The sequence below is a fragment of the Alteromonas sp. ABD4_190 genome, from assembly GCF_056160105.1.
Window position 1 is genome coordinate 2190467 of record NZ_JBSWWN010000001.1, and the last position, 25656, is coordinate 2216122.

Genomic DNA, 25656 nt, shown 5'->3' on the forward strand with positions numbered 1-25656 from the left:
TCTGTGTTTTTATATTTTTCGTAGCATCACTTAGGGTAAGGCTCTCTGTCCCTTTTAGCAATGCAACATTAGCAGTATTTAAATTGCTATAAGCTTTGATTGTTACTACTTTTATAAAGGTTAATGAATATGAGCAAGATGTAGTGGATGATCAAAACCGCCTGAAGACAATTGATGATTTTATGCTCAATAGTGAGGTGCCATTAGATCTCAACGATCTTATGGTGGTGTTAGCTGCGGCATACAAAGTGCCTATTGCGCTAATTGGCATCGTTGGTGAGTTTGAAGAGGTTTTCAAAGCGCGGTTTGGGACTTCACTTTCCAAGGTGAGTAGGGAACATGCGTTTTGTAGTCATGTCGTGCAAGAGCGTCAACAAGTTGTTGTAAACAATGCCCAAGAAGACCCAAGGTTTAAAGACAACCCACTAGTGACGGGTGAGCCGCACATCTGCTTTTATGCAGGCACGCCCATTGAAATTAATGATGAGATTATTGGTGCTGTCTGTATTATTGATACCGTTCCAAGAGAAATTGACAAGAAATATCTAGAAGTTCTAGATCGAATTGGCGCGCTTGTTAGTCAGCATATTTCTCTTTCAAAAGAACATGAAGCACTTAAGCGTGAGCATGGGTTAATAGAAAAGTCCCCTATCGTTCTGGCTACGTGGCGAAATACTACGTCGCTCAAACTGGTTCATATATCAAAAAACAGCGAGCGCGTTTTGGGCATATCGTCCCAGGATTTACTGAGCGGTGCAGTCGAGCTTGGCGATGTTTTAACACAAGAGGCTGAGGGAGACTTTACGTTTGCCATGCAGGCCCATATGGAGGGCGTGGAAACGCATACCTGTCGTCTTCAAATTGCCACGCCCACACGTACCATTTGGGTAAGTATGATCTCTACGGCTAGTTTCCGTGAAGACGGTATGTTGTATTCCGTTCAGGCTTTTCTATTTGACACAAGCGACCAAAAATATGTGGAAGACAAGCTCAACAAAACAAACCAGCGTATGCGGCTACTATTGGAAGCCTCTGAGTTAGGTACGTGGGATTGGAATTTGACCGCTGATGTAAATCAAGTGAACAAACGCTGGTGTGACATTGTCGGTCTTGAATATGAATACTATGACACCAGCTCGCGCTTTTTCAGACAGCTGATTCATCCTGCGGATTATGTGAAAGTAGAAAAGCAGTTACACGAACATATTGCTGGAAAGAGCAAGGTTTTCAATACTACGTTTCGCATGAAGCATACTAACGGCTCATGGGTTTGGGTCGAAAGCTATGGAAAAACTGTAGAATCTGACATTATGGGTAAACCCACTCGGGTTGCTGGAATTCATCGTGACATTACCCAACGAATGGAAAGTGAACTTCACGAGCGAAAGAAAACTCAGCTCCTGCAATTTATTAATAAGACCCGGGCTTCATACCTTCAAAACAACGATTTAACCATGGCCTGTCAAACAGTATTGCCTGAACTCATTGACATTTCGGACAGTCAATTTGCTTTCGTAGGGCAAATGAAAAATGAAGGCGATGCATCGAGGCTGTTTATCCATGCCATTTCCGAAATCGTATGGGACACCAGCAGCTTCACACAATATAACGAGTATAAAAAGCGAAATTTATACTTCAGCAGTTTCGATAACCTCTTCGGTACCACTATTTTAACGGGAGAAATTACGATAAGTAATACTTCTGGGAGTCATCCGAAATCTAAAGGTGTTCCCCAAGGGCATCCGCGAATTAGCCGCTTTTTAGGTTTGCCTATCAAAGTCAAAGACAGAGTCGTGGGTATGATTGGTTTGGCCAATAAGTTTGAACCCTACTCTATAGAAGATGCCAAATTTCTACAGCCTCTTTTAGATGCATTAGCCGGTCTTTTCTATGCAGTAGAATTAGAAGATGCACGCGCTGTCGCTGAAGAAAAGCTGCGGCAATTAGCTATGACTGACTCATTAACGGGTTTGTACAACCGAAGAGCATTCATTGACGAGTGTGTCGCGTTTTCAAAGCTGCATCACAGCGCGTGTGTTGCCATTGTTGATATCGACCATTTTAAAAGCGTAAATGACACGTACGGTCATGACGCTGGTGACCAGGCGCTTATTACTGTTGCTCGAAAAATATCCAAGCAAAACGGTTCACCGAATGTCGTTGCCCGTCTTGGCGGTGAAGAGTTCGCAATCGTGATGTTGGGGGAAAATAAAAAAGAAATTAACACGCAGCTAGAGGCGCTTCGCATAGCCGTTGAAGAAAGTGTGGTTAACTATAAAACCGATAAAATAAACCTTACCATCAGCATAGGAGCCACTTTTGTCGATAGTACCTATGGCGCAGACTTTAGCGCCCTGTTATCAACGGCTGACAAATCCCTTTATAAGGCAAAAGAACAAGGCCGAAATCGCGTAGTCTGGGGGGACGATTGACCGTCGCTGTTTGTCGATAAACGCTAGCGAGTTGTGTATCAATCAACAGAGATATTGCCAGGCAAACGACAATAAGTTATAAAAACCGAATATTTTATTGTTGTAAACAAATTAGGCGTGTTTCGTACTTTTGGCTGATGTTAGGCCACCATGCCTTACAAATCAGGGACGATGTATGAACACTTCGCGCTTGGGTTTTTGTGGCCTATTTTCTATTCTAGCTCTCACAGCCTGTGGAGGTGGAGGGAGCTCGGGTTCTCCGACTAACCCAACACCTGCACCGCCTCCAGAGCCGACTGCATTAGAAATTTTATCGAACCCCTTAGACTACTCTATAGCACAGCTAGACAACGCAGCTAAGCGTTATGCTGATAATAGCTATACGGGTGAAACAAACATTGCAATCGCAGACATTAGCGCTGTGCAAAACGTATATATTGCGCTTTTTGGCGAAGATCTTGCCAGCTCACCTTATCTTGACATATTTGAAGTTTCTGAACTTGTCGATGCTAACGGCAACATTGATGGCGTTACACAATGTTCAGATAGCGGCTCAATTAAGTACTCTGGAAAACTTGATTTAGACACAGGTCTTGGAACCATAATCGTCGATTATGATCAATGTCTACACTATTATCTGAACGCGTATCACGATGGTCAATTTTCTGTTGCTATTACGAAATCAGATGACGACAATTTTGAGGCAACATCCTATTTTACGAGCCTTTCGATAGGGAGAGGTAGTCAACGTGCAACGCTAAAAGGGTTAATGAAAGCTGAAATAAGTTACGATCCACGCACGGGGTACTACAACGAAGAACTTATTCAGTACATGACCGCTACCTTTAACGGTGAAGCCTATAAAATAAATGGAACTGCTTTTGATGGCTTTAATGGGGTGGGGTACTCCTCTGAGTTCGAGGGGGCATTGCATATTGGCTCAAAAGGTAAGCTTGATTTTTCTTACTTCTCAGAGGAAGGAGGGCTACCTTATGCTTACCAAGGTTCTCTTGTAGTTAAAGGCAATAGAACCGCTGGCATTGATATTATGCAAGGAGCGGTTCGCTATGGTGAAGATACGAACGGGGATGACACCTATGATGTTGGCGTGTTTTTCAGCAGTATCGAGACATTTGCAAGCAGCAATACCGCGAATATCGTTCTATCCGATATAGAAACTATTTCAGCGCCTCCCGTTGCTGGTGAACCCTATTATTATGCTTATGACCCTGTTTACACGTCTGACGATATAACCGTTGATGAGGGGTATTATTACGACTCTGATACGCCTGAATCTGACTTGTCAGTATCCTACCGCTGGTACATTAATAACATTGTTCTAGAGGGTGTTAGCGGTAACACTCTGCCTGCATATAACGCGGTATTCGGCGATGAACTGAAAGTAACTATGGTAGTGTCTGACGGTGTTAACATCGTTGAATCACAACCCGTGTTTATCACTATCAGTGACTCTCCAATGACACTCGTCATCTCCAATATGCCTGAATCGGTAACTGCTGGTGGTTACGTGGAGTTCACGGTAAGTATGACTGACCCCGATCAAATTAATAGTGATGTTGCAGGCCAGCTTGTCGCTGCACCTACAGGAGTTACCTTAAACGACGACGGCTTACTAACGTGGCAGGTGCCCAACAGTCAACTGTTTAATGCGCAAACCTATATTTTTAGCTTTGCGAGTCTGGATGGCGATGAGAGCCTGCAAACCGTAGAAATAACTGCTTATGCAGATAAAGCACCGGCGTTTGCCCGCACAACTTCAATAACACCGATTTACAATAGAGGTTTTGCGATTGCCTCAACCAAGGGCGTGAATGAACTCATATCGGTCAATCACCGGAATGTGGGCGCCTTCTTGTTAAACGGAAATAAACTAGAAAATACCTATGTGTACCCTTACAAGTTACCTACAAGAGGAGAAATTAAGGGCGTTTATACACAAGATGCTGACGGCGATAGTAATGATGAAATCTATATCCTTACTGAACAAGGTTTATCGGTTATAAAAGACCGGAAAGACAACGCGGAAACGGTATTTGTAGCAGAGGATAAAATAACGTCAGGATGGCTTTACGATATTGATAGCGACGGTATAGAAGAAATTGCATACCTTCACGGCGATTATTATTACGGTGCGACGTCTATCTCCATTCATAATGTGACAACTGGTGAAAAGTTGCAGCAGTTCGATGTCGATGGTGTATCAACCATTTCTTTTGGTAATGTAGACGACGACGCGTCTATCGAGTTGGTGACTAACAATGGCTACGTATTCGATATTAATAGCGGCGCCAATCAATGGCTTTATGGCAATGGGTTTAGCGACGCTTACGTCGCTGTCGGTGACATGAACAGCGACGGTGTCGATGAAATCATTGGTGCCGACCGTTGGGAGAATATTTCAGTCTACTCTGCGGTGTCGAAAAGTAGTTTGGCGACAGCTGAACATAATGATATCTGCGATTTGAGCTATAGCAAAGATGACCAGACCAATGAGGGAATGCTTGTAATTTCTGAGTGCCAGTGGGGAGAGGTGAAAGCTTTCGCGCTTGAAGGTGGTCAAATTTCGGAACAGTGGAGTGTTATTCACAATGCGTATAGCGGTATGTCGCTTTTAATCGGCGACCTGAATAACGATAGCCGAAACGAAATAATCTGGACCGGCGACAGCGAAATTCAGGTTGCACTGCAAGATGCTGAGGGTGACTACGTATTATCAGATATACGAACGGAAGCACACTCTTCTAATTACTTTGCTGCCGGCTGGGCCCCTTTTGGTGATAATGATGAAAGAGCTGTCTTTGTGAGTGAGACAACTAACTACTACACATCAATTCAGATGCTGTCAGTTAACATGGAGAATGAGATTACCCTTAGCGACGAACTCGGCGACGATGTTTTTGACTATAGCAGACCCGTTGTTACTGACTATAATAATGATGGCCTGGGTGAATTATTCACAGGAGCTTTGAATAGCAATACATCATTCAACGTAGTTAAGTTGTCAGATAATTCAATTCAGTGGTCGCTGAGCCAAAATCAAAACAGCCAAGTCTCACTCATCGAAGCTGTAGACGTGAATGACGATAATTTTGTTGATGCGGTCATTGTTGAAAACAATCGACTCAAAGCATTCGATATTGAGAACCAAGTGCTCATTGACTCTGTCATCAATGAGTTTTCAATTGATGCTGTCGCTGAGCTCACCAATAATGGCGAACACTTTTTTGCTGTTAGTGGCTATGAATCATTAAAGCTCTATACAATGCAAGATGGCGAGTTTGTCGGACTGAATGAACTAGATGTTTCTTGTAGTCAATTGATAAGAATTAATGCTGATGGCGACGACGCCTCTGAGTTTGCATGCTTAGATAGAAACTACAATAGAATAAATATTTATGACGTAACAAATGACGCCTTAGTACTTAAAGACGCCATAACGCCTACATTCGATCTTCAAAATATAGCCGTTATTCCAACGACATCGTCTAATCAATCAATACTTGGCATTTACCAAGCTGAAGAATATGACTCATCGTATGGATATTATGACAACGTTGCTTACCGAGTCACTGAAATAGATATCAATGGACATGTCATTTGGCGTAGCCCTTCCATTGGCATTAATCATGTCGATGGTATGCGTACCCGAAAGAACAATGCCGGCGAAGTAGAGCTTCAAATAGGTAATCCGAACATGGCCCTTCTTGTGAAATAAGGGTAATACACTTGTCGCTGTCTATTGCTTGTAGCAAAAGACGCGGCAAGTGCTTGTTATTTAGTTTTAGGTGTATATACTTACAGGAACTGTATGAACAGACAGGTCTTTTATGCGCCCACTCACAGCTCGACAAACCGAAGTTTTAGAACTTATCAAAACCACCATGCAAGAAACGGGGATGCCGCCTACGCGTGCGGAAATCGCTCGTCAACTTGGTTTTCGTTCTGCCAACGCAGCAGAAGAACATTTGAAAGCCTTGGCGCGTAAAGGCGTGATAGAAATTCTGCCGGGTACCTCTCGGGGTATTAAACTCAATATTCCTCTCGAAAATGACGTACCTGAAGAAGAAGGCCTACCTCTCATTGGTCGTGTGGCGGCGGGTGAGCCAATTTTGGCGCAAGAGCACGTAGAATCACACTACAAGGTAGACCCTGCACTGTTTCAACCTCAAGCAGACTTTTTACTGCGTGTTAACGGCATGAGTATGAAAGACATCGGTATTCTAGATGGCGATCTCCTTGCTGTGCATCGCACCACCGATGTTCACAATGGCCAGGTCGTTGTGGCACGTGTAGACGAAGATGTTACGGTAAAGCGTTTAGAAAAACGTGGTCGTGAAGTATTACTTCATGCCGAAAACGAAGAATTCGCACCTATTCGAGTAGACCTAGCCAACGAACCTTTTGCTATTGAGGGGATTGCAGTAGGCGTTATAAGAAACGCGGACTGGATGTAAGGTTTTAACACCTTCAACGAAAAGCGGCGCACTAGCCGCTTTTTTTATGCCTTTTATTGCTTTATTTCTACCAGTTTTCTGGAGTTAGGGTGACTAAGCCCGCCTTTAAAAAGCGAACCCAACCATGACTATCAGAAAGCGTATTACGCGTATTTTGCCTGTGAATGAACTACTGAATATGCATTCATTATTCTAAAGTTTGTTTGAAAATAAATATTAATAACCTATTAGTTGTTGATTTTATAATCAAATGATTGCTAGTAGAACCTTTGTGTTGTTCAAAATGTACGTTTGATTTTATTCTCGCTTAATACATGCTCATTTCTTTTTCCATCCAATATGTAACGTAAGGCTGCCACGGAAGTGATTAAAAATTAACCGCTTCGTTAAATTTTTAATAGAAAAGACTAGACGGCACGACATTATTGCGCAATTCTTATACAGAGATTAACAAAATAATAACAATGACTCTAAATTTGTTTTACAAGTTGAGGTGATGGGTCAATCGTTCGCAAACCATTTGGTAGGGCATCGCGCAAAATAATCAGCGTTTTTGGTCTTGCTATTACGGAGGTGCTGAGTGAAACAACTAACGACCGTTTTCGCAAAATGGTGTTCGACAATACCGTTTTTGCTTTTTTCCCCTTTGCTTCTTGCCCAAGAAGTCAGTGAAGAGGCCTCTTCACTTAATTTAAGGCGCGGTGCCACCGACATCAGCGGGCAGGTTTACGACCTGCATATGCTGATGTTCTTCATTTGTGTAGGTATCGCGGTTGTAGTTTTTGGCGTGATGTTCGCCTCAATGTATCTACATAGAAAGTCCCGTGGCGCCAAGCCAGCTAATTTTCACGAAAACGTGAAGGTTGAAATTGCTTGGACCGTTATTCCTTTCCTTATTCTTATCTTCATGGCGGTACCCGCAGCGAATACTCTAATTGCTATGGAAGACACGTCTGAGCCTGACATGACTGTGCTAGTAACAGGCTCTCAATGGAAATGGCACTACAAGTACATGGATAGCGATGTAGAGTTTTATTCTTTACTCGCCACTCAGCGCGAGCAAATAGAAAACAAATTTCAGAAAACAGATAACTACCTGTTGGAAGTTGACCGTCCCTTGGTTATTCCTACTGGGAAAAAAGTACGCTTTCTTATTACCTCTGACGACGTTATCCACTCTTGGTGGGTTCCTGACTTTGCCGTGAAAAAAGATGCCAACCCCGGATTTATTAACGAGTCTTGGGCCAAGGTGAATGAGCCTGGTATTTATCGCGGACAGTGCGCAGAGCTCTGTGGAAAAGACCACGGCTATATGCCGGTTGTGGTAATTGCTAAAGAACCCGCCGAGTTTGAAAAGTGGATGGGCGAACAAGAAGAGATTGTTCGTAAAGCAAAAGAAGAAGAGCAGCGTCTACTTTCTATGAATATGTCTATGGATGAACTGATGAAAGAGGGCGAGCGAGTATACAACGCAACGTGCGCTGCTTGCCATATGCCAAATGGTGAAGGTTTACCTGGCGTGTTCCCGGCATTAAAAGGCAGCAAGATGGCACTAGAAGATCAGCAAGGTCACATTGACATCGTGCTGCATGGAAAGTCAGGAACAGCCATGCAAGCGTTTGGAAAAATGCTAAGCCTTAAGGAAATTGCAGCGGTAGTGACTTATGAGCGCAATGCCTGGGGCAATAACACTGGCGACATGGTGCAGGCCAAAGATGTCAACGCAGTGGCAAACGGAAACTAGGAGCAGAAAAATGAGCAAAGCAACTGAAGTTATTTCGCCAGATACCTCTGCGCCTCACAGTGATCAAGTAAATGGCGGTCACGCACATGGCGATCACCTACATGATGATCATGAACACCACGATCATATCCCTAAAGGGATAACGCGCTGGTTGTTTACTACTAACCATAAAGACATAGGCACACTTTACCTGTGGTTTGCCTTTATCATGTTTTTAGTGGGTGGTGCGATGGCCATGGTGATCCGCGCTGAACTATTCCAACCCGGTCTACAAATTGTAGAACCAAACTTCTTTAACCAAATGACCACGGTACACGGACTTATCATGGTATTTGGTGCAGTAATGCCTGCCTTTACTGGGCTTGCAAACTGGCTTATTCCAATGATGATCGGCGCCCCTGACATGGCGTTACCGCGCATGAATAACTGGAGCTTCTGGATTTTACCTGGTGCCTTTCTCATTCTACTGAGCTCGCTCTTTATGGAAGGCGGCGGCCCCGCTTTTGGTTGGACTTTCTACGCACCCCTTTCAACGACTTACAGTGGCGATTCGACAGCATTGTTTGTGTTCTCTGTTCACATCATGGGTATTTCATCCATTATGGGTGCGATTAACGTGATTGTGACCATCTTTAATATGCGTGCGCCAGGCATGACCTGGATGAAAATGCCGCTGTTTGTATGGACGTGGCTTATCACGGCATTCTTGCTGATTGCGGTAATGCCAGTGCTCGCCGGTGCGGTTACCATGGTGTTAACTGATAAGTTCTTTGGCACTAGCTTTTTTGATGCTGCTGGTGGCGGCGACCCGGTTATGTTCCAGCATATTTTCTGGTTCTTTGGGCACCCTGAAGTTTACATAATGATCTTGCCCGCTTTTGGCATTATCTCGCAAATTGTTCCTACCTTTTCTAGAAAGCAGCTGTTTGGTTACGCGTCTATGGTTTACGCCACGGCGTCTATTGCCCTGCTCTCTTTTGTCGTGTGGGCCCACCATATGTTTACTACGGGCATGCCGGTGTACATGGAAATGTTTTTCATGTTTGCCACCATGCTTATCTCGGTGCCAACTGGGGTAAAAGTGTTTAACTGGGTAGCGACCATGTGGCGTGGTTCTCTAAGTTTTGAAATGCCTATGATGTTTGCTATTGCCTTTATTGTACTGTTTACCATTGGTGGGTTGTCAGGATTAATGTTGGCGATCACCCCTGTAGACTTCCAATATCACGACACATATTTCGTTGTAGCCCATTTCCACTATGTACTGGTAACTGGCGCGGTCTTTTCTATCATGGCAGCCGTGTATTACTGGTTGCCTAAATGGACAGGCAAAATGTACGACACAACCTTAGCTAAATGGCATTTCTGGTGCTCACTAGTATCGGTCAATGTGTTGTTCTTCCCTATGCACTTTGTGGGTTTGGCTGGTATGCCACGCCGTATTCCTGACTATGCATTGCAGTTCGCTGATTTTAATAAATGGATAAGCCTGGGTGGTTTTGCATTCGGTTTATCTCAGCTCATCTTTCTTGCCCTGCTTATCAAGGCATGCAAAAAGCAAGGTGAGCCAGTATCAGCGCAAGTTTGGGACGGCGCAGAAGGATTGGAATGGGAAATTCCATCACCCGCTCCTTATCACACGTTTGAAACACCACCTGTCGTTAAGTAACGGTAGATGGAGTTGTGAATTGGTCATTCCTTTCAATCGACAAAAGCAGACGGGAATGACATTCACACATTGCAGGTGGTGAGGGAGATAAGCGGTTAAACAAGCGTTTATCAACCTTCACCTTTGGATTTACCCGGAGGTCACGTGATGTCACAGCAAAGTGCAAATAACAAGATGGTTATCAAACTTGTGGCTATTGTCATTGGCATGTTTGGCTTCGGCTTTGCCCTTGTTCCCTTGTACGACGTATTTTGCGACGTAGCGGGAATCAATGGCAAAACCGAGAACACGGCAGCCGTTTATCAATCGGTTGAGATTGATGAGTCGCGAGAAGTGACCGTCGAGTTTATCACTCGCACAAATACTGGTATGCCGTGGGAGTTTCGTGCTGAAACCAAGCGCGTGAAAGTGCACCCTGGCGAACTTAATACGGTGTCGTTTTATGTGAGAAACCCTGCATCAAGCAATATCGTAGCACAGGCCATTCCCTCAGTATCCCCCGGAACGGCAGCACTGTACCTGAACAAGACTGAATGCTTCTGCTTCAATCAGCAGCCATTAGATGCGGGTAGTGAAGCCTATATGCCCATGCAGTTTTATGTAGACCCTCAGCTACCTGAAGAAATTACGTTTTTTACCTTGCAGTACACACTCTATGACGTCACAGCGCGAGCCAGTGACCTAACAACAACACCGAATCCCTTTATGGCTTCCACACCATCAGCTGGCGAATAAGCCGAAGGGGTAAGGAGATGAAAATGCAAACCGAAGTACAGAATCACGAATACCAAAAATACTATGTACCCGCACAAAGTCCATGGCCCATTGTGGGCGCAGTCGCGTTGTTTCTTATTGCCGTTGGCGCAGGAAACTATGTGGTTCAAGCAACCAAAGGCGAAACCGGCTATGGCGGTCATGTCCTTTTAGCTGGGATAGCCGTGCTGCTGGTTATGCTTGTGGGCTGGTTTAAAAACCAAATAGACGAGTCTATGGCCGGCCTATACAGCGATCAGCTGGGGCGTTCATATCGACAAGGGATGAGCTGGTTTATCTTCTCTGAAGTGATGTTTTTCGCTGCGTTTTTCGGTGCGCTCTACTACGCCAGATTTATTTCCGTTCCTTGGCTTGGTGGCGCATCGAATAACGTTATGACCAATGAAGTATTGTGGCCGACCTTTGAGGCCATGTGGCCGCTGGTGTCAACGCCTGGCGGCACTACCACACAGGAAATGAGTGCAGCGGGATTGCCTACAATCAACACGGTTATCTTGCTTATTTCGTCAATTACACTGCACTTCGCTCATGTGGGACTAGAGCAAAACAAACGCAAACAGCTAACCCTCATGCTGGGTATCACTATCTTACTTGGATGTGGGTTCTTGTTCCTACAGGTAGAAGAGTACATACATGCGTATCGCGACTTGGGGCTTACGCTTCAGTCAGGCATTTACGGCAACACCTTCTTTATGCTCACAGGGTTTCACGGCATGCATGTGACCCTCGGTACCATCATTCTTATTGTATTATTTTTTAGAGTGTTGAAAGGCCATTTCACGCCTGAAAACCACTTCGCGTTTCAGGCGGGGAGTTGGTACTGGCACTTTGTAGATGTAGTGTGGGTCATGCTCTACATCTTCGTTTACGTGCTTTAAGGGTAACCCCAAACTCAATAAGGCCTTGGGTTTGGGGTAATTAAACCGGTACCAATAGCGATAAGAATAATAATAACAATGACGGCAGAAGTGAGCACTCGTCGACCAATGTACTTACTCATAGGGCCTTTAGACGTGTCATTTTTCATCATGATTCGCATCGCCATAAACAAATTCACAATCATGTACAGCACCAACGCAACAAGGATTATTTTTATCAACATATTCACCTCTGTTTTTATTCTAATTTTACATGGTGCGAAATAATCATGTTTTCTCGCACGCGCCACGTTATTCCTTGGTTACTCACAGGCTTTAGTGTGGCGATTATGTGCGGTTTAGGGTACTGGCAACTTGATCGCATGGTCCAAAAGCAACAACGCTTAGCTAGCATAGCGCAAAAGCAAAGTAATGGAACCTTGAGTTTAGAAGCGGCGCTGGCTCATGATGATCCTCGGGATATTAATGTGTCGTTCAGTGGCGCAATAGACGCTAACCATGTGTTGCTATTAGATAATCAGATTCACAATCAGCGGGTGGGTTTCGACGTGATTGCGCCTGTATATACGAATGCAGGTTGGCTCTTAGTTAATTTCGGCTGGGTACCGGCGCCAGACTTAACACGCACATTGCCGGATATACGTCTTGTTGGCGAAACACGCGAGTTTACTGGCGTCATTAGTGTGCCGGGTCACAACCCCTTGGTTAAAGAAACTAACATGGCGCTGTCGCAAAGCCCCGCACTTATACAGCACATCGAATTCCCTGCGCTCAGCAGCGCCCTAGAGCGCAAGTTTTTACCTTTTACTCTTCAACTTACCACGCCAGACCCTGCGTTTATTCGCGAACATCAGGCCGTTGTAATGTCTCCCGAAAAGCACCTTGGTTACGCAGTTCAATGGTTTGGTTTAGCCATTGCTGCCGCGGCCATTGGCGGCTTTGCAATTAGTAAGAAAGGACGTAGTTATGAATAATGCTGCTTCGAAAAAAACATTAATTATTATGGTAGCCGTGTTTGTTTTACCTGTTGTTCTGGCAAAGCTCGCACTTGATAACGATTGGTTTACTAAAGGCGCGACTAATAAAGGTCAGTTGCTCGCGCCGACCATCGACATGAGTGCGCTTTTAGAAAACGCGGAACCTAAGTGGCGTTTATTGTATGTGATGCCAAGTGAATGTGACGCAGTGTGCGAAAACGCCCTTTTCAGTATTAACCAAGTGTGGCTCGCGCTAGGCAAAGAATCGGACCGTGCACAAGCAGTGGTCGTCACGACAGCGTCAAGCGACCAAACAGCGATAGCCGCGCTAAAAGACTACCCTTTTGTCGAAACCTTAACGGTTACCACGCCAACCGCCCTTGCCTCTAGCAGTGTCTATATCGTCGATACGCAAAATAACGCCATGCTTTTTTACGACATTAAAGACGATAGAAAAGATGCCGTGATGGAAAGCCGCAATATGCTGGCGGACATGAGAAAGCTTCTCAAACTATCGCGCATAGGATAACGGCCATGAAAAAATTAACCCTCTTCAGTATTTTTCTTGCGGCGGTCGTTATTATTCTGGGAGCGTATACGCGCTTGACCGACGCGGGGCTCGGCTGCCCAGATTGGCCTGGGTGTTATGGAAACTTAACCGTCCCCTTAAGTGAAGAAAAGGTAGCACAGGCTAATGCCGCCTATCCTGAACGCCCGGTGGAAGCATTCAAGGCGTGGAATGAAATGATTCACCGCTATTTTGCTGGGACGCTGGGGCTGTGTGTACTGGCAATTGCCATTATTGCTGTTCGGCAGCGCAACAAAGGCACGCCGGTTAAATTACCTCTGTTACTGTTGGGGCTCATTGTATTCCAAGCAGCCCTTGGCATGTGGACCGTGACACTCAATTTACTTCCCGTTGTAGTTATGGGGCATTTGCTTGGTGGCTTCTCTGTAATCTCTTGCCTGTTTATTCTCTATCTGCGTTTGCGCAACACCGCAGCCGATGCATCGGAAACTAAACAAGCGCCCGTAGCGTCAGCTATGCATGAACATGGCATTACCGACTTACCTCAGGCCAAAGCCTTTCAGCGAAACCTTAAACTTTTCGCTTTCATTGGGCTTGGCGTGCTTGTTACACAGATTGCTCTTGGTGGATGGACTTCTGCCAATTATGCTGCGTTAGCCTGTACGGAAATGCCAGTTTGCGAGAGTGGCTGGCAGGAAAGAATTGATTTGGCAGGTGCATTCAGTGTGCCTGATGCAGACAACTATGAATTTGGTGCTCACGATTATGGCGAGCGAGTTACCATGCACATAGTGCATAGGTTCGGCGCGGTCATCACGTTTTTATATTTACTAGCACTAGGGATAAGTGTGTTGATAAGCCGCCACACCACAAGTAAACAAAAATATGTGGGTGCGTTTATGTTGGTAGCATTATGCACGCAAGTAGCATTAGGGCTTAGCAACATTATCTTTATGCTGCCACTGGCTGTCGCTGTAATGCATAACGCGGTCGCAGCTGTGTTACTTCTCTCCCTACTCAACCTCATTTTTACCGTATTTTTGGCACTAGAAAACGATAACGTCTTCGGTACAGAAAAACGAAATACAGGCTCATTCTCAGGTTCGAAACCACTGCAGGGTGCAGGTGCATTTAGCATCCACGAAGGGCCTTTGCACGACCCTTTAAACGCGTCAACGTCTTCTCATATTCTCCCTAAAGCTCCAGGAGGTTTCCATGGCTAAATCGGTCTCTTTACATGCACGTACTTCACGTCAGCACACTGTAGTCACGTGGCGTGATTACTATGAAATGACTAAGCCTAATGTCGTCATGTTGTTGCTGTTAACCGCGTTAGTAGGCATGTGTTTAGCTACGCCTACGTGGGTAAACGCAACCGTACTTATCTGTGGCTTATTGGGTATTGGTATGTTGTCTGCGTCTGCTGCCGTTATTAATCACGTTGTCGACCATAAGATAGATAGTGTAATGGCGCGTACATTTAATCGCCCCGTGGCAAAAGGCAAGGTCAGCGTAAACAACGCGCTGTGGTTTGCCGGCATTTTAGGTGTGGTTGGATTTGTGGTGCTGGCTTTTTTTGTAAATATGCTAACCGCGTGGTTAACCTTAGCAAGTTTAGTAGGCTACGCGTTTATCTACACGATGTATTTAAAGCGAGCGACACCGCAAAATATCGTGATTGGCGGTTTAGCAGGGGCTGCTCCACCGCTACTGGGTTGGACCGCGGTTACAGGAGAAATACATGCCCATGCTTTGCTGTTAGTGTTGATTATTTTTACGTGGACGCCACCGCATTTTTGGGCGCTCGCTATTCATAGAGAAAAAGATTACGCCAAAGCGAAGGTACCTATGCTGCCGGTAACCCACGGCGTATCATTTACGAAAACGTCAGTGTTGCTGTATACAGTATTGTTGGGGCTTGTATGTTTGCTGCCCTACCTTACAGGCATGAGCGATCTCATTTATTTGATTGGCTCAAGTGTGCTTAATATCGGGTTTTTATACTATGCATTAAAGTTAAAATTCGATGCGGAGCCACAAACCGCAATGAAAACTTTTAGGTTTTCAATTATTCATCTCATGGTATTGTTTGTAGTATTACTCTTAGATCACTACATTCCACTGAGTTTATGAACCAACGAACTATTGTCGGCCTTGTTGCATTTTTAGCGTTGTGTGCGGGCATTGTCGGGGCGCTTTATATCGCGCCTCCAAGTGTTGAAAGTCAGCCTGAATACTTTCAAACCTACCCAGAGCCAAGAGCATTATCACCTTTCACACTAACGTCACATGAAGGTGACGTATTCGATAATTCCTCGCTCAAAGGCCAATGGAGCTTAGTGTTTGTGGGCTATACTTTCTGCCCTGATATTTGCCCAACTACCATGGCTGAACTAAATGGTATATACCCTGAACTAAAAACATTAAATAGTGTCGAACCTATTCGAGTTGTTTTTGTATCTGTTGATCCAAATCGCGATTCGATTGAAAGACTTTCAGAATATGTCAGCTATTTTAATAAGGAGTTCACTGCTGTTACCGGAGAGCATAAAGCGCTATTCCCGTTCGTACGTAATTTAGGGATGATGTATGCTATCGCTGAAAGTACCGATAACCCTAACTATTTAGTTGATCACAGTGCATCTGTCGTACTTGTTAACCCTGAAGCTAGAGTGATAGGAAGGTTTAAACCAAAAAGAGAGCCCGGAAAGCTATCGATAAGTGATGCCCAGCAAATATTGGCAGATATGCCGATAATTACCTCGAAGCAGTAGTATGGAAATAGAAATTAGGCAAGGTGTGGCATCTGATGCCGCGCAAACAGCGCCCCTGATATTAAGTGCGGCGCAGTCATTATTAACGTCTATTTTTGGACATAATAAGAATAAAACAGCCGGTGGCTACCTTGCTCATGCATGGGAACTCGGTGGCGGCCAATATGGTTTTAAGAACCATTGGGTGGCGTGTAGCGGCAGTGAAGTGTTAGGTGTGGTGACTGCCTGGCATAGTAAACTAGGTGCAGCGTTTGATAGGGCAACCCTAGACAGTATTACGTCATACTTTACTCTCGACGAAGCTATGACAGTACTCATGCGTAACCAAACGGTAGCGGTAAACCTCACGCCACCCACCAATACAGAGCTTATGATTGGCCATATTTCGGTAGAAGAGAGCGCCCGACGAACTGGAGTGGGCTCTATGCTGGTAGATGCGATGCAGGCGCGCGCGGAGAAGCTAAAAAAACGTAAGCTTGTGCTTGATGTTGAAGTATCAAATGTATCGGCTATTCGCTTTTATCAACGCCATGACTTTGTAGAAGAGTCGATTAATAAAGGCTTCATCCGCTTTGCTCGGCCTGTTTAGGTAAACGTTTTCTTATATAAGCGCGAGTTTCATTTACAAGGACTCGCGCGAGCTCCTCATTAGACCAATTTCAAGTCAACAATTCTAATTTGCTTAGTCAGGATAAATACCACCTTCATCTGCTACAAAGAAAGGCGTTGAGTACCAATAATAGCGACCAGTTTGTGTATTGGATGGTGCTGTACAGTTTACCCTTGAGCGACCTACGGGAAGTGTCTTATCTAAGGTGAAGGAAAGCACCTTACCTTCAAGACTTGTCTCAATAGTATCGCCCCCAAAAAAACAATTCACCTGGGTAAGGCGCACATCGTCACTGTCTATGGTTAAGCTTATCGGCGATGATAGCTTTCGCGTTGTCATACGAGGGTCTTCATGTGAACTGTGCGTTACTGGCAAAGCAAGGCTATTTAGCTTGGTTTTCAATGTTGCTAAGTTGGCATAGGGGCCTGCAGCTGGAAACCGTGGAAGGGCTTGCATGTCGCTGGTTGGGCCCACAGCTCCGGAATGCTGACCGAGCCCAATGTAACCTTTGGCTTTTAGCTTATTGGCGAGCGCAGTATTGTATTCACCAAACGGGTACGCTAGATATTTAAGGCTAATATCCAGTTTGTCTTCAATTTTCTTTTCAGCACTTTCTACGTTTTCCCACACTTTTTCCAGCCATGCGCGCTCCCCCATCGTTTGCTCGCCGTTTAGCATGTGAAGGTGGTCTAGCGTGTGGTTGGCAAAAGCAACGCCATCGTTATGCATAGCAATGACTTGCTCCCATGTCAGTTGCTTGGGGCCTACGCCAATTTCATCGGGGTTAATAAACACTGTGTATGGAAAACCAAGGTCCGCCAGAATAGGATGAGCATTGTGTAAGATATTCGCGTAACCATCGTCAAACGTGATAGCCACTGCTTTTTCGGGCAGTGTTTTATTGTGTTGTATTGCTTCAACAACGTCCTGTAGCGAAACAACCGTGTGGTGTTTGTCCAAGTATTCCATGTGCGATCTAAAGGCTTCAGGCGAAATACTAGTGCTGGCCGGTGTTGAAGACGAAACATGGTGATAAAGTAAAATGGCCGCGTTAGGCGTGGCACTCGTACTAGAATCTGAAGCGAAGCTAGGCGAGGCCAGCAACATATTGAAGAGCCCCAACAACGTTAAAGAAAAGATCTTCAAACGCGAGCGAATCATCATTCTATTTTGAATTACATTGTTGGTTTTCATATCATCATCCACTGAGTGCCTGAACAAATTCAATAGCATGGTAAACTTCAAAATTACGCAAATTAAGCCAATTTTATATTTGGCCGCGCAGGTACGCTTTTACTTATGCTGTTGCCTAGGTTGATAGTATATAGCGAAATTAACCCCTACTGAGATCATTTATGCCCCGTTCCCAAGTAACTCAGCGCTCTTTTTTTGACGATCATTCCCGTCTGTTGGCGTTAGCGCTTCCCATGATCTTAGCAAATATTACCACGCCCCTATTGGGCTTGGTTGATACCGCAGTTTTGGGGCATATGTCTTTACCTGCAATGCTTGCGGGAGCATCGGTAGGCGCGCTAATTCTAACGCAAATATACTGGGTGTGCGGATTTCTTCGCATGTCTTCAACAGGCTTAAGTGCGCAAGCGAAAGGCTCGCCCAATAATAGGTTAGAATCGGCTAAGGTATTGTGGCAAACGGTGGCTGTGGCCTTATTGTTAGGTGCAGTCGTACTGGTTCTTCAATCCCCTATCCTTTCTATAGGATTAACCTTAACTCAACCTAATAACGAAGTAGCCTTACACCTTCAAAGCTATTTTTCTGTGCGCGTATGGGGCGCGCCTGCAGCCATGCTCAACCTTGCGTTGGTAGGCTGGCTAGTGGGACAGCAAAAAACGCGCAGCGTTATGACTATTCAAATTGTGGGCAATTTACTGAATGCTGCACTTGATGTGGTATTTGTATTTGCGCTGAATATGTCAGTAGCTGGCGTGGCATTAGCCAGTGTTATTGCTGAATATACTATGGCCATAATGGCGTTAATGGTGGCATTTAAGCACGTTGGCGGTGTAGCTGTTAGTGCGTCTTGGTTTAGCCGAGCGGCCCGTAGGGTGCTAATGAAGTTAAATGGCGATATGTTACTACGGAATCTGGCACTGCAAGGCTGCCTAGCGTTCCTCACTATTCAAGGGGCCCGTTACGGTGAAACGTCGGCGGCAGTCAATGCCATACTTATGCAGTTCTTTGTTTTAATTGCATTGGGGCTTGATGGTATTGCCTATGGTGTCGAAGCGCTGGTGGGTGAAGCTAAAGGGGCGTCTAATAGCGGTGAAGTAAAGCGACGCACCTATCAAGGGCTAGCCTGGTCGAGCTTGTTCGCCCTCATCTACAGCCTGATATTCTGGTTGGGAGGCGAAGCCATTATAGAACTGCTTACTGAGCATGGTGACATTGTAGACGCTGCGCTACCTTATCTTAGTCTAATGGTGTTACTTCCTTTATTAGCCCACTGGTGCTTTTTGTACGATGGTGTATTTGTTGGCCTTACCCGAGCGAGCGCAATGCGTAATACCATGATAATAAGTGCACTAGCTGTGTATTTCCCTGTCTGGTTCCTCACGCAAGGCCAAGGTAACGTTAGCCTGTGGTACGCCCTACTCGCCTTTTTACTCGCTCGTGGCGTAACATTGGCGTGGAGTTTTTATCGTTTAGATAAACGCGGTGAACTAGCTACATCGCAAAGTTAGCGTTTTTAGAGCGTATTGTTGACCTTATTTAGGGAGGGCGCGCCTAGCACGCTGCTTCTTTAAGTCTTCTTAGTGCATTATCCCGCTTTATTTTTGCTACTGAGTTTTTTGCGCGGCTCTTTTTTGCACAATGATAATAGTGTGTAGCTCAGGGTGCTGATCAAACTCAACGTGGCGAACAAATCCGCCCGCTTCCATCAATATTTCCAAGTATCTATGTAGCCCTAGCGAGGCGTAGTAGACTTCTGGGCCCATCACTTCATTTGTGTGCTCTCCACTTTCTGTTGTGCCCCCGCAGCTAAAAAGTAACACGCCGTCATCGGCTAAGTGGTTCACTAGCTTCTTAAGCAAAGGCTCTTGCTGCGTTAGAGGAATATGCCAAAAGCTATCCCAAGCGCTTATAAACGAATAGTGCTTGGGCATAGTGAATGTACACACGTCTGCGCGATAGAAGGTATGGGCGGGTAATTGAGTTGTCGCAATGGCGAGCATTTCTTCGGATACATCAATACCTTCGTAAGTTAACCCTGCGCTTTCGACAACCTGAACAAAACGGTTTGTGCATCCACAACCTATGTCTAGAGCGTAACCTCGTTTTTTTGGTTTGACTTGATTGCTCTCGTCTCCTTTATTTAGCGCTTCTCCTTTGTTGGGCGCTTCGCTTGGCACTGTATCGGGCTCTTGTGATGGGATGTCCGGCAAAAATGACAGGGCTTTTTGATAGGCCGTCATGCCATTTTTCTGATTAAATTCAGGGCGAGTCCAAAGGTGAGTAATGGTGTCGTAGGCCTTACCAGTTTCTTCAGGAGTCATATGCTATCTGTTAGCTGAACTTTCGCTTCTTTAAGATTAATTCATCTAGCCAAAATGTATAGTGGGAAGTGTATGCAGGGAGGATAAAGACGCTACCTGCCTTGGTCATAAACTGCCAACAGATACCGCCTATACTTTTTCGCGTCATTTCAGCCTATTAGGCTGCTCGACATAAAATTAGGCTTAATGCTTTCTATTTTCTTACTATGTGCGTGGCACAGAGTTTGTTACCTGACGGGTCTCTCAGGTAAGCAAGGTATAATTGGCGTTCGCTATTTCCCCGAATGCCTGGTGGGTCTTCACACGGAACGCCCCCATTTTCGCTTCCTACCTTATGCCACTCATCTACGATGTCTGGTGTACGCGCTGCAAGACCAAGGGTTGTTCCATTGCCGTGTGTCGCTTCCTCGCCATTAATTGGCTTGGTTAGGGCTAAAATACCTTTGGGCGTGTAGTAAAACACGCGTCCATATTCATCAAAAACGCCTGGCTCGTAACCCAATACACCTAAAATAGCGTCATAGAATTTCTTCGACGCCTCAAGGTCGTTTGCACCTAACATAACGTGGCTAAACATAGTTGTGTCCTCTGAAGTAGTAGGGGTAACCCCTTTTATCAAGTTAGGTTACTTGTACTCTGCTTTAATGTATTTATTGGCCCAAAGCGAAGTCTACCGCGGCTTTAGCATGGATAGCTGTAGTGTCGTATAACCTAACCTTGGTATGTTGTTGTTGCACTAATAACGCAATTTCGGTGCAGCCTAAAATAATGCCTTCAGCACCCTCGGCCGCAAGCGCGTTTATTACTTCAATATACGCTTCACGAGAATCAACACAAATCACGCCCTTGCATAATTGTTCATAAATAATGTTATGGACTGTATCTCGTTGTTGCGCATTTGGAATAACAACTTCAATACCAAAAGCCTCTTCAAGACGGGATGTATAAAAGGTTTGCTCCATGGTAAATCGTGTACCTAGTAGCCCAACTTTCTTAACTGAATTTTTCTGCAGCACACGACCCGTGGCATCGGCAATGTGAATAAGAGGGATACTAATATTTTGCTCTATGTCAGCCGCGACTTTGTGCATGGTATTGGTACAAATTAATACGGCTTTTGCACCAGCAACTTCTAAATGCTTTGCCTCGCGGATAAGTATATCGGCGGTTTTATCCCATTCACCCTTATGTTGAAGCTGTTCAATGTGAGCGAAATCGACGCTGCTTATTATTAGCGGTGCACTGTGAAGGCCGCCAAGTCGCGTATTAACGTCACGGTTTATTGCTTGGTAATAACTTACCGTTGATTCCCAGCTCATGCCGCCGAGCAAGCCTAGCTTTTTAATAGTATTTTCCACAGTTCACCTTTTTTAAGTACTGAGTAGAACTTTCAATCTACCGATAAAATGTATTCAGGACTAGTAGCAAAGCTAATGAAATAGTAAACACAAGATAATGCGATATAACGGCGTTATATGATTTGTTGTAGCTAGAAGAAAAGGAGTGTTTACTATCACGAAGGAGTTAAACTACTGATAAAAATTAGGGAAAATTGGTTTGCTAAAACTTAGGTGGCGGTTTCTTATTTTTCATAAACGAGAAACGTTGAATGAAAATGCCCCAGTAGCCCAACATGGCAATAGCAAAACCAAGAAATAGCACCAGAAGGCTTAGGTAACGCAGCGCAACATGAAGTTCGCTAAGGGTAAACAACATCAAGACGCCGACAACGAAAATAGATAAGCCTATTTTGAATCGTTGCCAGCTCTTGAGTGGATCTTGCGTCAGCATAAGGGCAGCATTGTACTGTGCACCTAAATAAGCGCAATATTGCGCTTAGTAGTAAGAGTGCTCACCGGCTTGGTGTTCAGTGGCATCGCGCACGCCTTTAAGCTCGCCAGCAAACTGTTCAATCATTTGCTTCTCGATACCTTCTTTAAGCGTCACGTCTACCATCGAGCAGCCATTACAACCACCGCCGAATTGAAGAATAGCGTAGCCATCATCAGTTAACTCGGTAAGTACAACATTACCCCCGTGGCTGGCTAGCTGCGGGTTGATTTCTGATTCGATCATGTAGTTGATTCGCTCGACTAAAGGGGCATCGTCGGCCACTTTACGCGCTTTAGCATTAGGCGCTTTAAGTGTTAATTGTGAGCCCATTTGATCGGTAACGTAGTCAATTTCCGCCTCATCGAGGTAAGGTGCACTTTCTTCGTCTACCACGGCATCGAAGCCGTTAAACGTAAGGCGAGTGTCTGTTTCCTCGACAGCGTCCGGCGGACAATAGGACACGCCACACTCAGCTGACGAGGTGCCTGGGTTTACGACGAATACACGAATATTCGTGCCAGACTCTTGTTTACTCAGCAGTTTTACGAAGTGAGCCTGGGCTTCTTCTGATATAGTTATCATCAGCAAGTCCTACATATTTTGAAAATTTAGATTATTGTATCAAATTTACCTGAGTAAAACAGTCAGGTATTAATTAAATAAATAATTCCAGTGAATCGAATTTGTTGAGAGTGACGTACACCGCTATTACTCTCAACCATAACAACAAGACGGGAAGCGCTATGTTAGCGAAGCTAAAAAACTCCGCCAAAAAGAACCCTTTATCACTCGCTTTTTTGTTGGCGCTTGGCACTATCGGCCTTGGGGCTACGACCAGCCAGCAAGTATTGGCACAGCCAGCCTTATCATCAGTGGTTACTATTACCCCTGATACAGGCGGGCAGCCAGTTACAGCATACTTACCTGATACAGTATCCTACAACCCAGCTATTCCTACGCCTGAATCTGTACTTGGTGCCAACATTGGTGAGTGGCACGTACGTCACGACCAAGTCGTAAATTATATGCAGCTGCTTGCCGAGAAATCTGACCGCATTACCATCGAGGAAACTGGCCGTACCCACGAAAATCGCTCGCTTTTACTCATGACTATCACTGCGCCGTCAAACAGAAACAACATTGAAGCCATGAGGCAGCAGCACATTGATGCCATGAAAAGTGGCAAAAAAGTAGGTAACGACGCTCCTCTGATTTTTTACATGGGCTACAGTATTCACGGTAACGAGCCTTCTGGTACCAATGCTTCGCTAGCGCTGGCTTATTACTTAGCCGCCGCTCAAGGTGAAGAAATTGATGCCTTGTTGAACAACAATATTGTGCTGTTTGATCCATCTTTCAACCCCGATGGTCTCTCTCGTTTTGCTCAGTGGGCAAATATGCACAAAGGCAAGCAGTTAGTTTCTGACAGCCGCCACCGTGAACATGACGAGGGGTGGCCGTCAGGCAGAACAAATCACTACTGGTTCGATTTAAATCGCGACTGGCTATTGCTGGCGCATCCTGAGTCGCAGGCGCGTATTAAACAGTTTCACAAATGGCGCCCACATATCCTCACCGATTTTCATGAGATGGGGACAGACAGCACCTATTTTTTCCAGCCTGGTGTGCGCTCGCGCAAAAACCCTTTAACGCCAGACGAGAACGTCACCTTAACCGAAGCGCTTGCGAATTATCACGCGGCTGCATTTGATGAACAAGGCGAGCTGTATTTCACCGAAGAAGCATTCGACGATTTCTACGCTGGTAAAGGGTCTACCTACCCGGATTTACACGGTAGCGTGGGTATTCTGTTTGAACAGGCCAGTTCACGGGGGCACCTCCAAGACTCTATAAACGGCAAGCTTGCTTTTAAAGACACCATAGCGAACCAAATTACCACGTCTCTTAGTACCTTTAGGGGCGCATTGGAAAATAAGGCTGCAATCCTTGATTACCAATCGGGCTTTGTGAAGAGTACGCAGTCTTTGGCTAAGCAAGATGCCCAGGCTGGATTTGTGGTAAGTGCATCGAATGATACCGCTCGTTTTAATGCGTTTATCGCATTACTTGAGCAGCATCACATTGAATATGAAGTGCTTACAAAGAACTTCGACGTGAACAAGATTAGCTACAAGGCTGGGAAGGCAATATTTATCCCTACTAATCAACCTCAATACCGCCTAGTAAAGTCAATTTTTTCTACGCAAACATCATTTGAAAATAACACCTTTTATGATGTTTCAACGTGGAATTTAGCGTTGGCGTTTAACTTGGACTACACGCCCTTAGACAAAGGCGATGTGCGAAGCCTTGCGCTAAGTGACAACTCTGCTCTAGCACAAGCAACACTTAATAATATCCATGAAAACGCTTATGCCTACGCGTTTTCATGGCAGCATTATTACGCGCCCGCCATGCTTCAAGCTTTACTGGAAGCCGGTGTGAAAGTGCGAAGCAGTGAAAAAGCGTTTTCCGCTATTAAATACGATGGCGAAAGTGTCGACCTTAAGCCCGGTAGTATCGTGGTGCCTAAAGGTTTGGGGCAGCCTGAAAACTTAGTAGCCATTTTGAGCGAAGCGCAGCAACAACTTCAGGTACCTGTGTTTAGCTTGCGTAGTGGGTTAACGCCGACAGGTAATGATTTAGGTAGCCGGAGTATGGCGCCAGTTGGCTTACCGCAGGTATTAATTGTAGGGGGTGAAGGGACGAGTGAATACGAAGTGGGGGAAATGTGGCACTACTTCGATACAAAAGTCGGCTTGTCTGCAAGTATTGTAGAGCAACAACACCTATTAGGTGCGCTTGATGACCCTAGCACCTCATACACTCACATTCTATTTCCAAGCGGTCGCTATCGCTTTACAGAGGACGACAGAGCGAGAATTGAAGACTGGGTGAAAGCCGGTGGCGTGATTGTAGGCCAAAAATCTGCACTGCGTTACTTCGCCAAACACAAGTGGCTAGATGCGGATATTGTCAGCAGAGAAACCATTGATAACGCTTTCGATGAAAGCGATTTAAGCTACGAAGACGGCTCATCGCTCTATGCCAGAAAGTTGGTGGCGGGCGCTGTATTTGAAGCAGATATTGATAATACGCATCCACTTTTTTATGGCTACAGCGATGACACGCTACCTATGTTTAAAACGAACAATATGATCGTGGAAGCAAGCAGCTCGCCGTTTGTCACACCAGCACGCTACACTGACGAGCCCCTTGTGGCAGGGTTTAGTGATAAAAGAATGGTTGCGTTAATGGCTGAATCAACTGCGGTGACGACTCAGAAGATGGGGCGTGGTGTGGTCATTGGTTTTACCGACAATACGCAATTTAGAGGCTACTGGTACGGCACGAACAAAATGCTAGCTAATGCAATTTACCAGTCACATTTTATCCGTTAAATCAGTTTATGAGGCGCGGTGCATGCCGCGCCTAACAGCGCATTT

Annotated in this window: 22 protein-coding genes; 15 read left to right on the plus strand and 7 right to left on the minus strand. The window is 45.2% G+C overall.

Annotation, left to right across the window (positions count from 1 at the left end; all coding sequences use genetic code 11):
• Positions 1-143: 143 nt before the first annotated feature.
• The 7 genes from ACXAFM_RS09660 (at position 144) to ACXAFM_RS09690 (ending at position 11972) form a co-directional block, all read left to right on the plus strand.
• Entirely contained in the window at positions 144-2432 is a 2289-nt protein-coding gene (locus ACXAFM_RS09660; protein WP_474828998.1) for a sensor domain-containing diguanylate cyclase, read from the plus strand.
• A gap of 175 nt (positions 2433-2607) precedes the next feature.
• Positions 2608-6168 (plus strand): hypothetical protein, encoded by a 3561-nt coding sequence (locus ACXAFM_RS09665; RefSeq protein WP_474829001.1) that lies wholly within the window; start codon positions 2608-2610, stop codon positions 6166-6168.
• A 112-nt stretch (positions 6169-6280) separates the two neighbouring features.
• Positions 6281-6907, plus strand: a complete 627-nt coding sequence (lexA, locus tag ACXAFM_RS09670) for a transcriptional repressor LexA (protein ID WP_039221362.1) — start codon at positions 6281-6283, stop codon at positions 6905-6907.
• A 580-nt stretch (positions 6908-7487) separates the two neighbouring features.
• Positions 7488-8651 carry a cytochrome c oxidase subunit II gene (gene coxB, locus ACXAFM_RS09675; protein ID WP_474829003.1) on the plus strand — a complete coding sequence of 388 codons (1164 nt, stop codon included), beginning with the start codon at positions 7488-7490 and terminating at the stop codon, positions 8649-8651.
• Positions 8652-8661: 10 nt separating this feature from the next.
• Entirely contained in the window at positions 8662-10320 is a 1659-nt protein-coding gene (ctaD, locus tag ACXAFM_RS09680; protein ID WP_474829005.1) for a cytochrome c oxidase subunit I, read from the plus strand.
• A 147-nt stretch (positions 10321-10467) separates the two neighbouring features.
• Entirely contained in the window at positions 10468-11055 is a 588-nt protein-coding gene (locus ACXAFM_RS09685; protein ID WP_474830563.1) for a cytochrome c oxidase assembly protein, read from the plus strand.
• Between the two features lie 23 nt (positions 11056-11078).
• Entirely contained in the window at positions 11079-11972 is an 894-nt protein-coding gene (locus ACXAFM_RS09690) for a cytochrome c oxidase subunit 3 (protein WP_474829007.1), read from the plus strand.
• Positions 11973-11986: 14 nt separating this feature from the next.
• Here the strand turns inward: ACXAFM_RS09690 and ACXAFM_RS09695 are convergent, their stop codons facing one another.
• Positions 11987-12196 carry a DUF2909 domain-containing protein gene (locus ACXAFM_RS09695; RefSeq protein ID WP_474829009.1) on the minus strand — a complete coding sequence of 70 codons (210 nt, stop codon included), beginning with the start codon at positions 12194-12196 and terminating at the stop codon, positions 11987-11989.
• A 45-nt stretch (positions 12197-12241) separates the two neighbouring features.
• Here ACXAFM_RS09695 and ACXAFM_RS09700 point away from each other — a divergent pair, with 45 nt between their 5' ends.
• The 6 genes from ACXAFM_RS09700 to ACXAFM_RS09725 are packed head-to-tail and all read left to right on the plus strand — an operon-like array spanning position 12242 to position 16841.
• On the plus strand, positions 12242-12946 hold the full coding sequence (locus ACXAFM_RS09700; RefSeq protein WP_474829011.1) for an SURF1 family protein: 705 nt from the start codon (positions 12242-12244) through the stop codon (positions 12944-12946).
• Positions 12939-13478, plus strand: a complete 540-nt coding sequence (locus ACXAFM_RS09705) for a hypothetical protein (RefSeq protein ID WP_474829013.1) — start codon at positions 12939-12941, stop codon at positions 13476-13478. Before ACXAFM_RS09700 ends, ACXAFM_RS09705 begins: the two co-directional genes overlap by 8 nt.
• Before the next feature lie 5 nt (positions 13479-13483).
• Positions 13484-14701 carry a COX15/CtaA family protein gene (locus ACXAFM_RS09710; RefSeq protein ID WP_474829015.1) on the plus strand — a complete coding sequence of 406 codons (1218 nt, stop codon included), beginning with the start codon at positions 13484-13486 and terminating at the stop codon, positions 14699-14701.
• Positions 14694-15611 carry a heme o synthase gene (gene cyoE, locus ACXAFM_RS09715; RefSeq protein ID WP_474829017.1) on the plus strand — a complete coding sequence of 306 codons (918 nt, stop codon included), beginning with the start codon at positions 14694-14696 and terminating at the stop codon, positions 15609-15611. The genes ACXAFM_RS09710 and cyoE overlap by 8 nt, the downstream gene beginning before the upstream one ends.
• Positions 15608-16252 (plus strand): SCO family protein, encoded by a 645-nt coding sequence (locus ACXAFM_RS09720; protein WP_474829019.1) that lies wholly within the window; start codon positions 15608-15610, stop codon positions 16250-16252. Before cyoE ends, ACXAFM_RS09720 begins: the two co-directional genes overlap by 4 nt.
• A 1-nt stretch (position 16253) precedes the next feature.
• On the plus strand, positions 16254-16841 hold the full coding sequence (locus tag ACXAFM_RS09725) for a GNAT family N-acetyltransferase (protein ID WP_474829021.1): 588 nt from the start codon (positions 16254-16256) through the stop codon (positions 16839-16841).
• A 93-nt stretch (positions 16842-16934) separates the two neighbouring features.
• Here ACXAFM_RS09725 and ACXAFM_RS09730 read toward each other — a convergent pair whose 3' ends face one another.
• Positions 16935-18095, minus strand: coding sequence for a polysaccharide deacetylase family protein (locus ACXAFM_RS09730; RefSeq protein ID WP_474829023.1), 1161 nt, complete (start codon positions 18093-18095; stop codon positions 16935-16937).
• 122 nt (positions 18096-18217) lie between these two features.
• On the opposite strand from ACXAFM_RS09730, the gene ACXAFM_RS09735 reads away from it, so the two are divergent.
• Positions 18218-19564: an MATE family efflux transporter gene (locus tag ACXAFM_RS09735; RefSeq protein WP_474829025.1), complete on the plus strand. Its 1347-nt coding sequence runs from the start codon at positions 18218-18220 to the stop codon at positions 19562-19564.
• Between the two features lie 96 nt (positions 19565-19660).
• On the opposite strand, the gene ACXAFM_RS09740 is transcribed toward ACXAFM_RS09735, so the two are convergent.
• From ACXAFM_RS09740 to nfuA, 5 genes are all read right to left on the minus strand, one after another.
• Positions 19661-20377: a class I SAM-dependent methyltransferase gene (locus ACXAFM_RS09740; RefSeq protein ID WP_474829027.1), complete on the minus strand. Its 717-nt coding sequence runs from the start codon at positions 20375-20377 to the stop codon at positions 19661-19663.
• A gap of 193 nt (positions 20378-20570) precedes the next feature.
• On the minus strand, positions 20571-20954 hold the full coding sequence (locus ACXAFM_RS09745; protein WP_474829029.1) for a VOC family protein: 384 nt from the start codon (positions 20952-20954) through the stop codon (positions 20571-20573).
• 73 nt (positions 20955-21027) lie between these two features.
• Positions 21028-21723, minus strand: coding sequence for an aspartate/glutamate racemase family protein (locus ACXAFM_RS09750; RefSeq protein ID WP_474809188.1), 696 nt, complete (start codon positions 21721-21723; stop codon positions 21028-21030).
• A 214-nt stretch (positions 21724-21937) separates the two neighbouring features.
• Entirely contained in the window at positions 21938-22168 is a 231-nt protein-coding gene (locus tag ACXAFM_RS09755; protein ID WP_474829031.1) for a hypothetical protein, read from the minus strand.
• 45 nt (positions 22169-22213) lie between these two features.
• A complete protein-coding gene (gene nfuA, locus ACXAFM_RS09760) occupies positions 22214-22792 on the minus strand; it encodes a Fe-S biogenesis protein NfuA (RefSeq protein WP_118491185.1) in 579 nt (192 codons plus the stop codon).
• A 161-nt stretch (positions 22793-22953) separates the two neighbouring features.
• Between nfuA and ACXAFM_RS09765 the strand changes: the two genes are divergently transcribed.
• Positions 22954-25611 (plus strand): M14 family zinc carboxypeptidase, encoded by a 2658-nt coding sequence (locus tag ACXAFM_RS09765; protein ID WP_474829033.1) that lies wholly within the window; start codon positions 22954-22956, stop codon positions 25609-25611.
• The last annotated feature ends 45 nt before the right edge of the window (positions 25612-25656 follow it).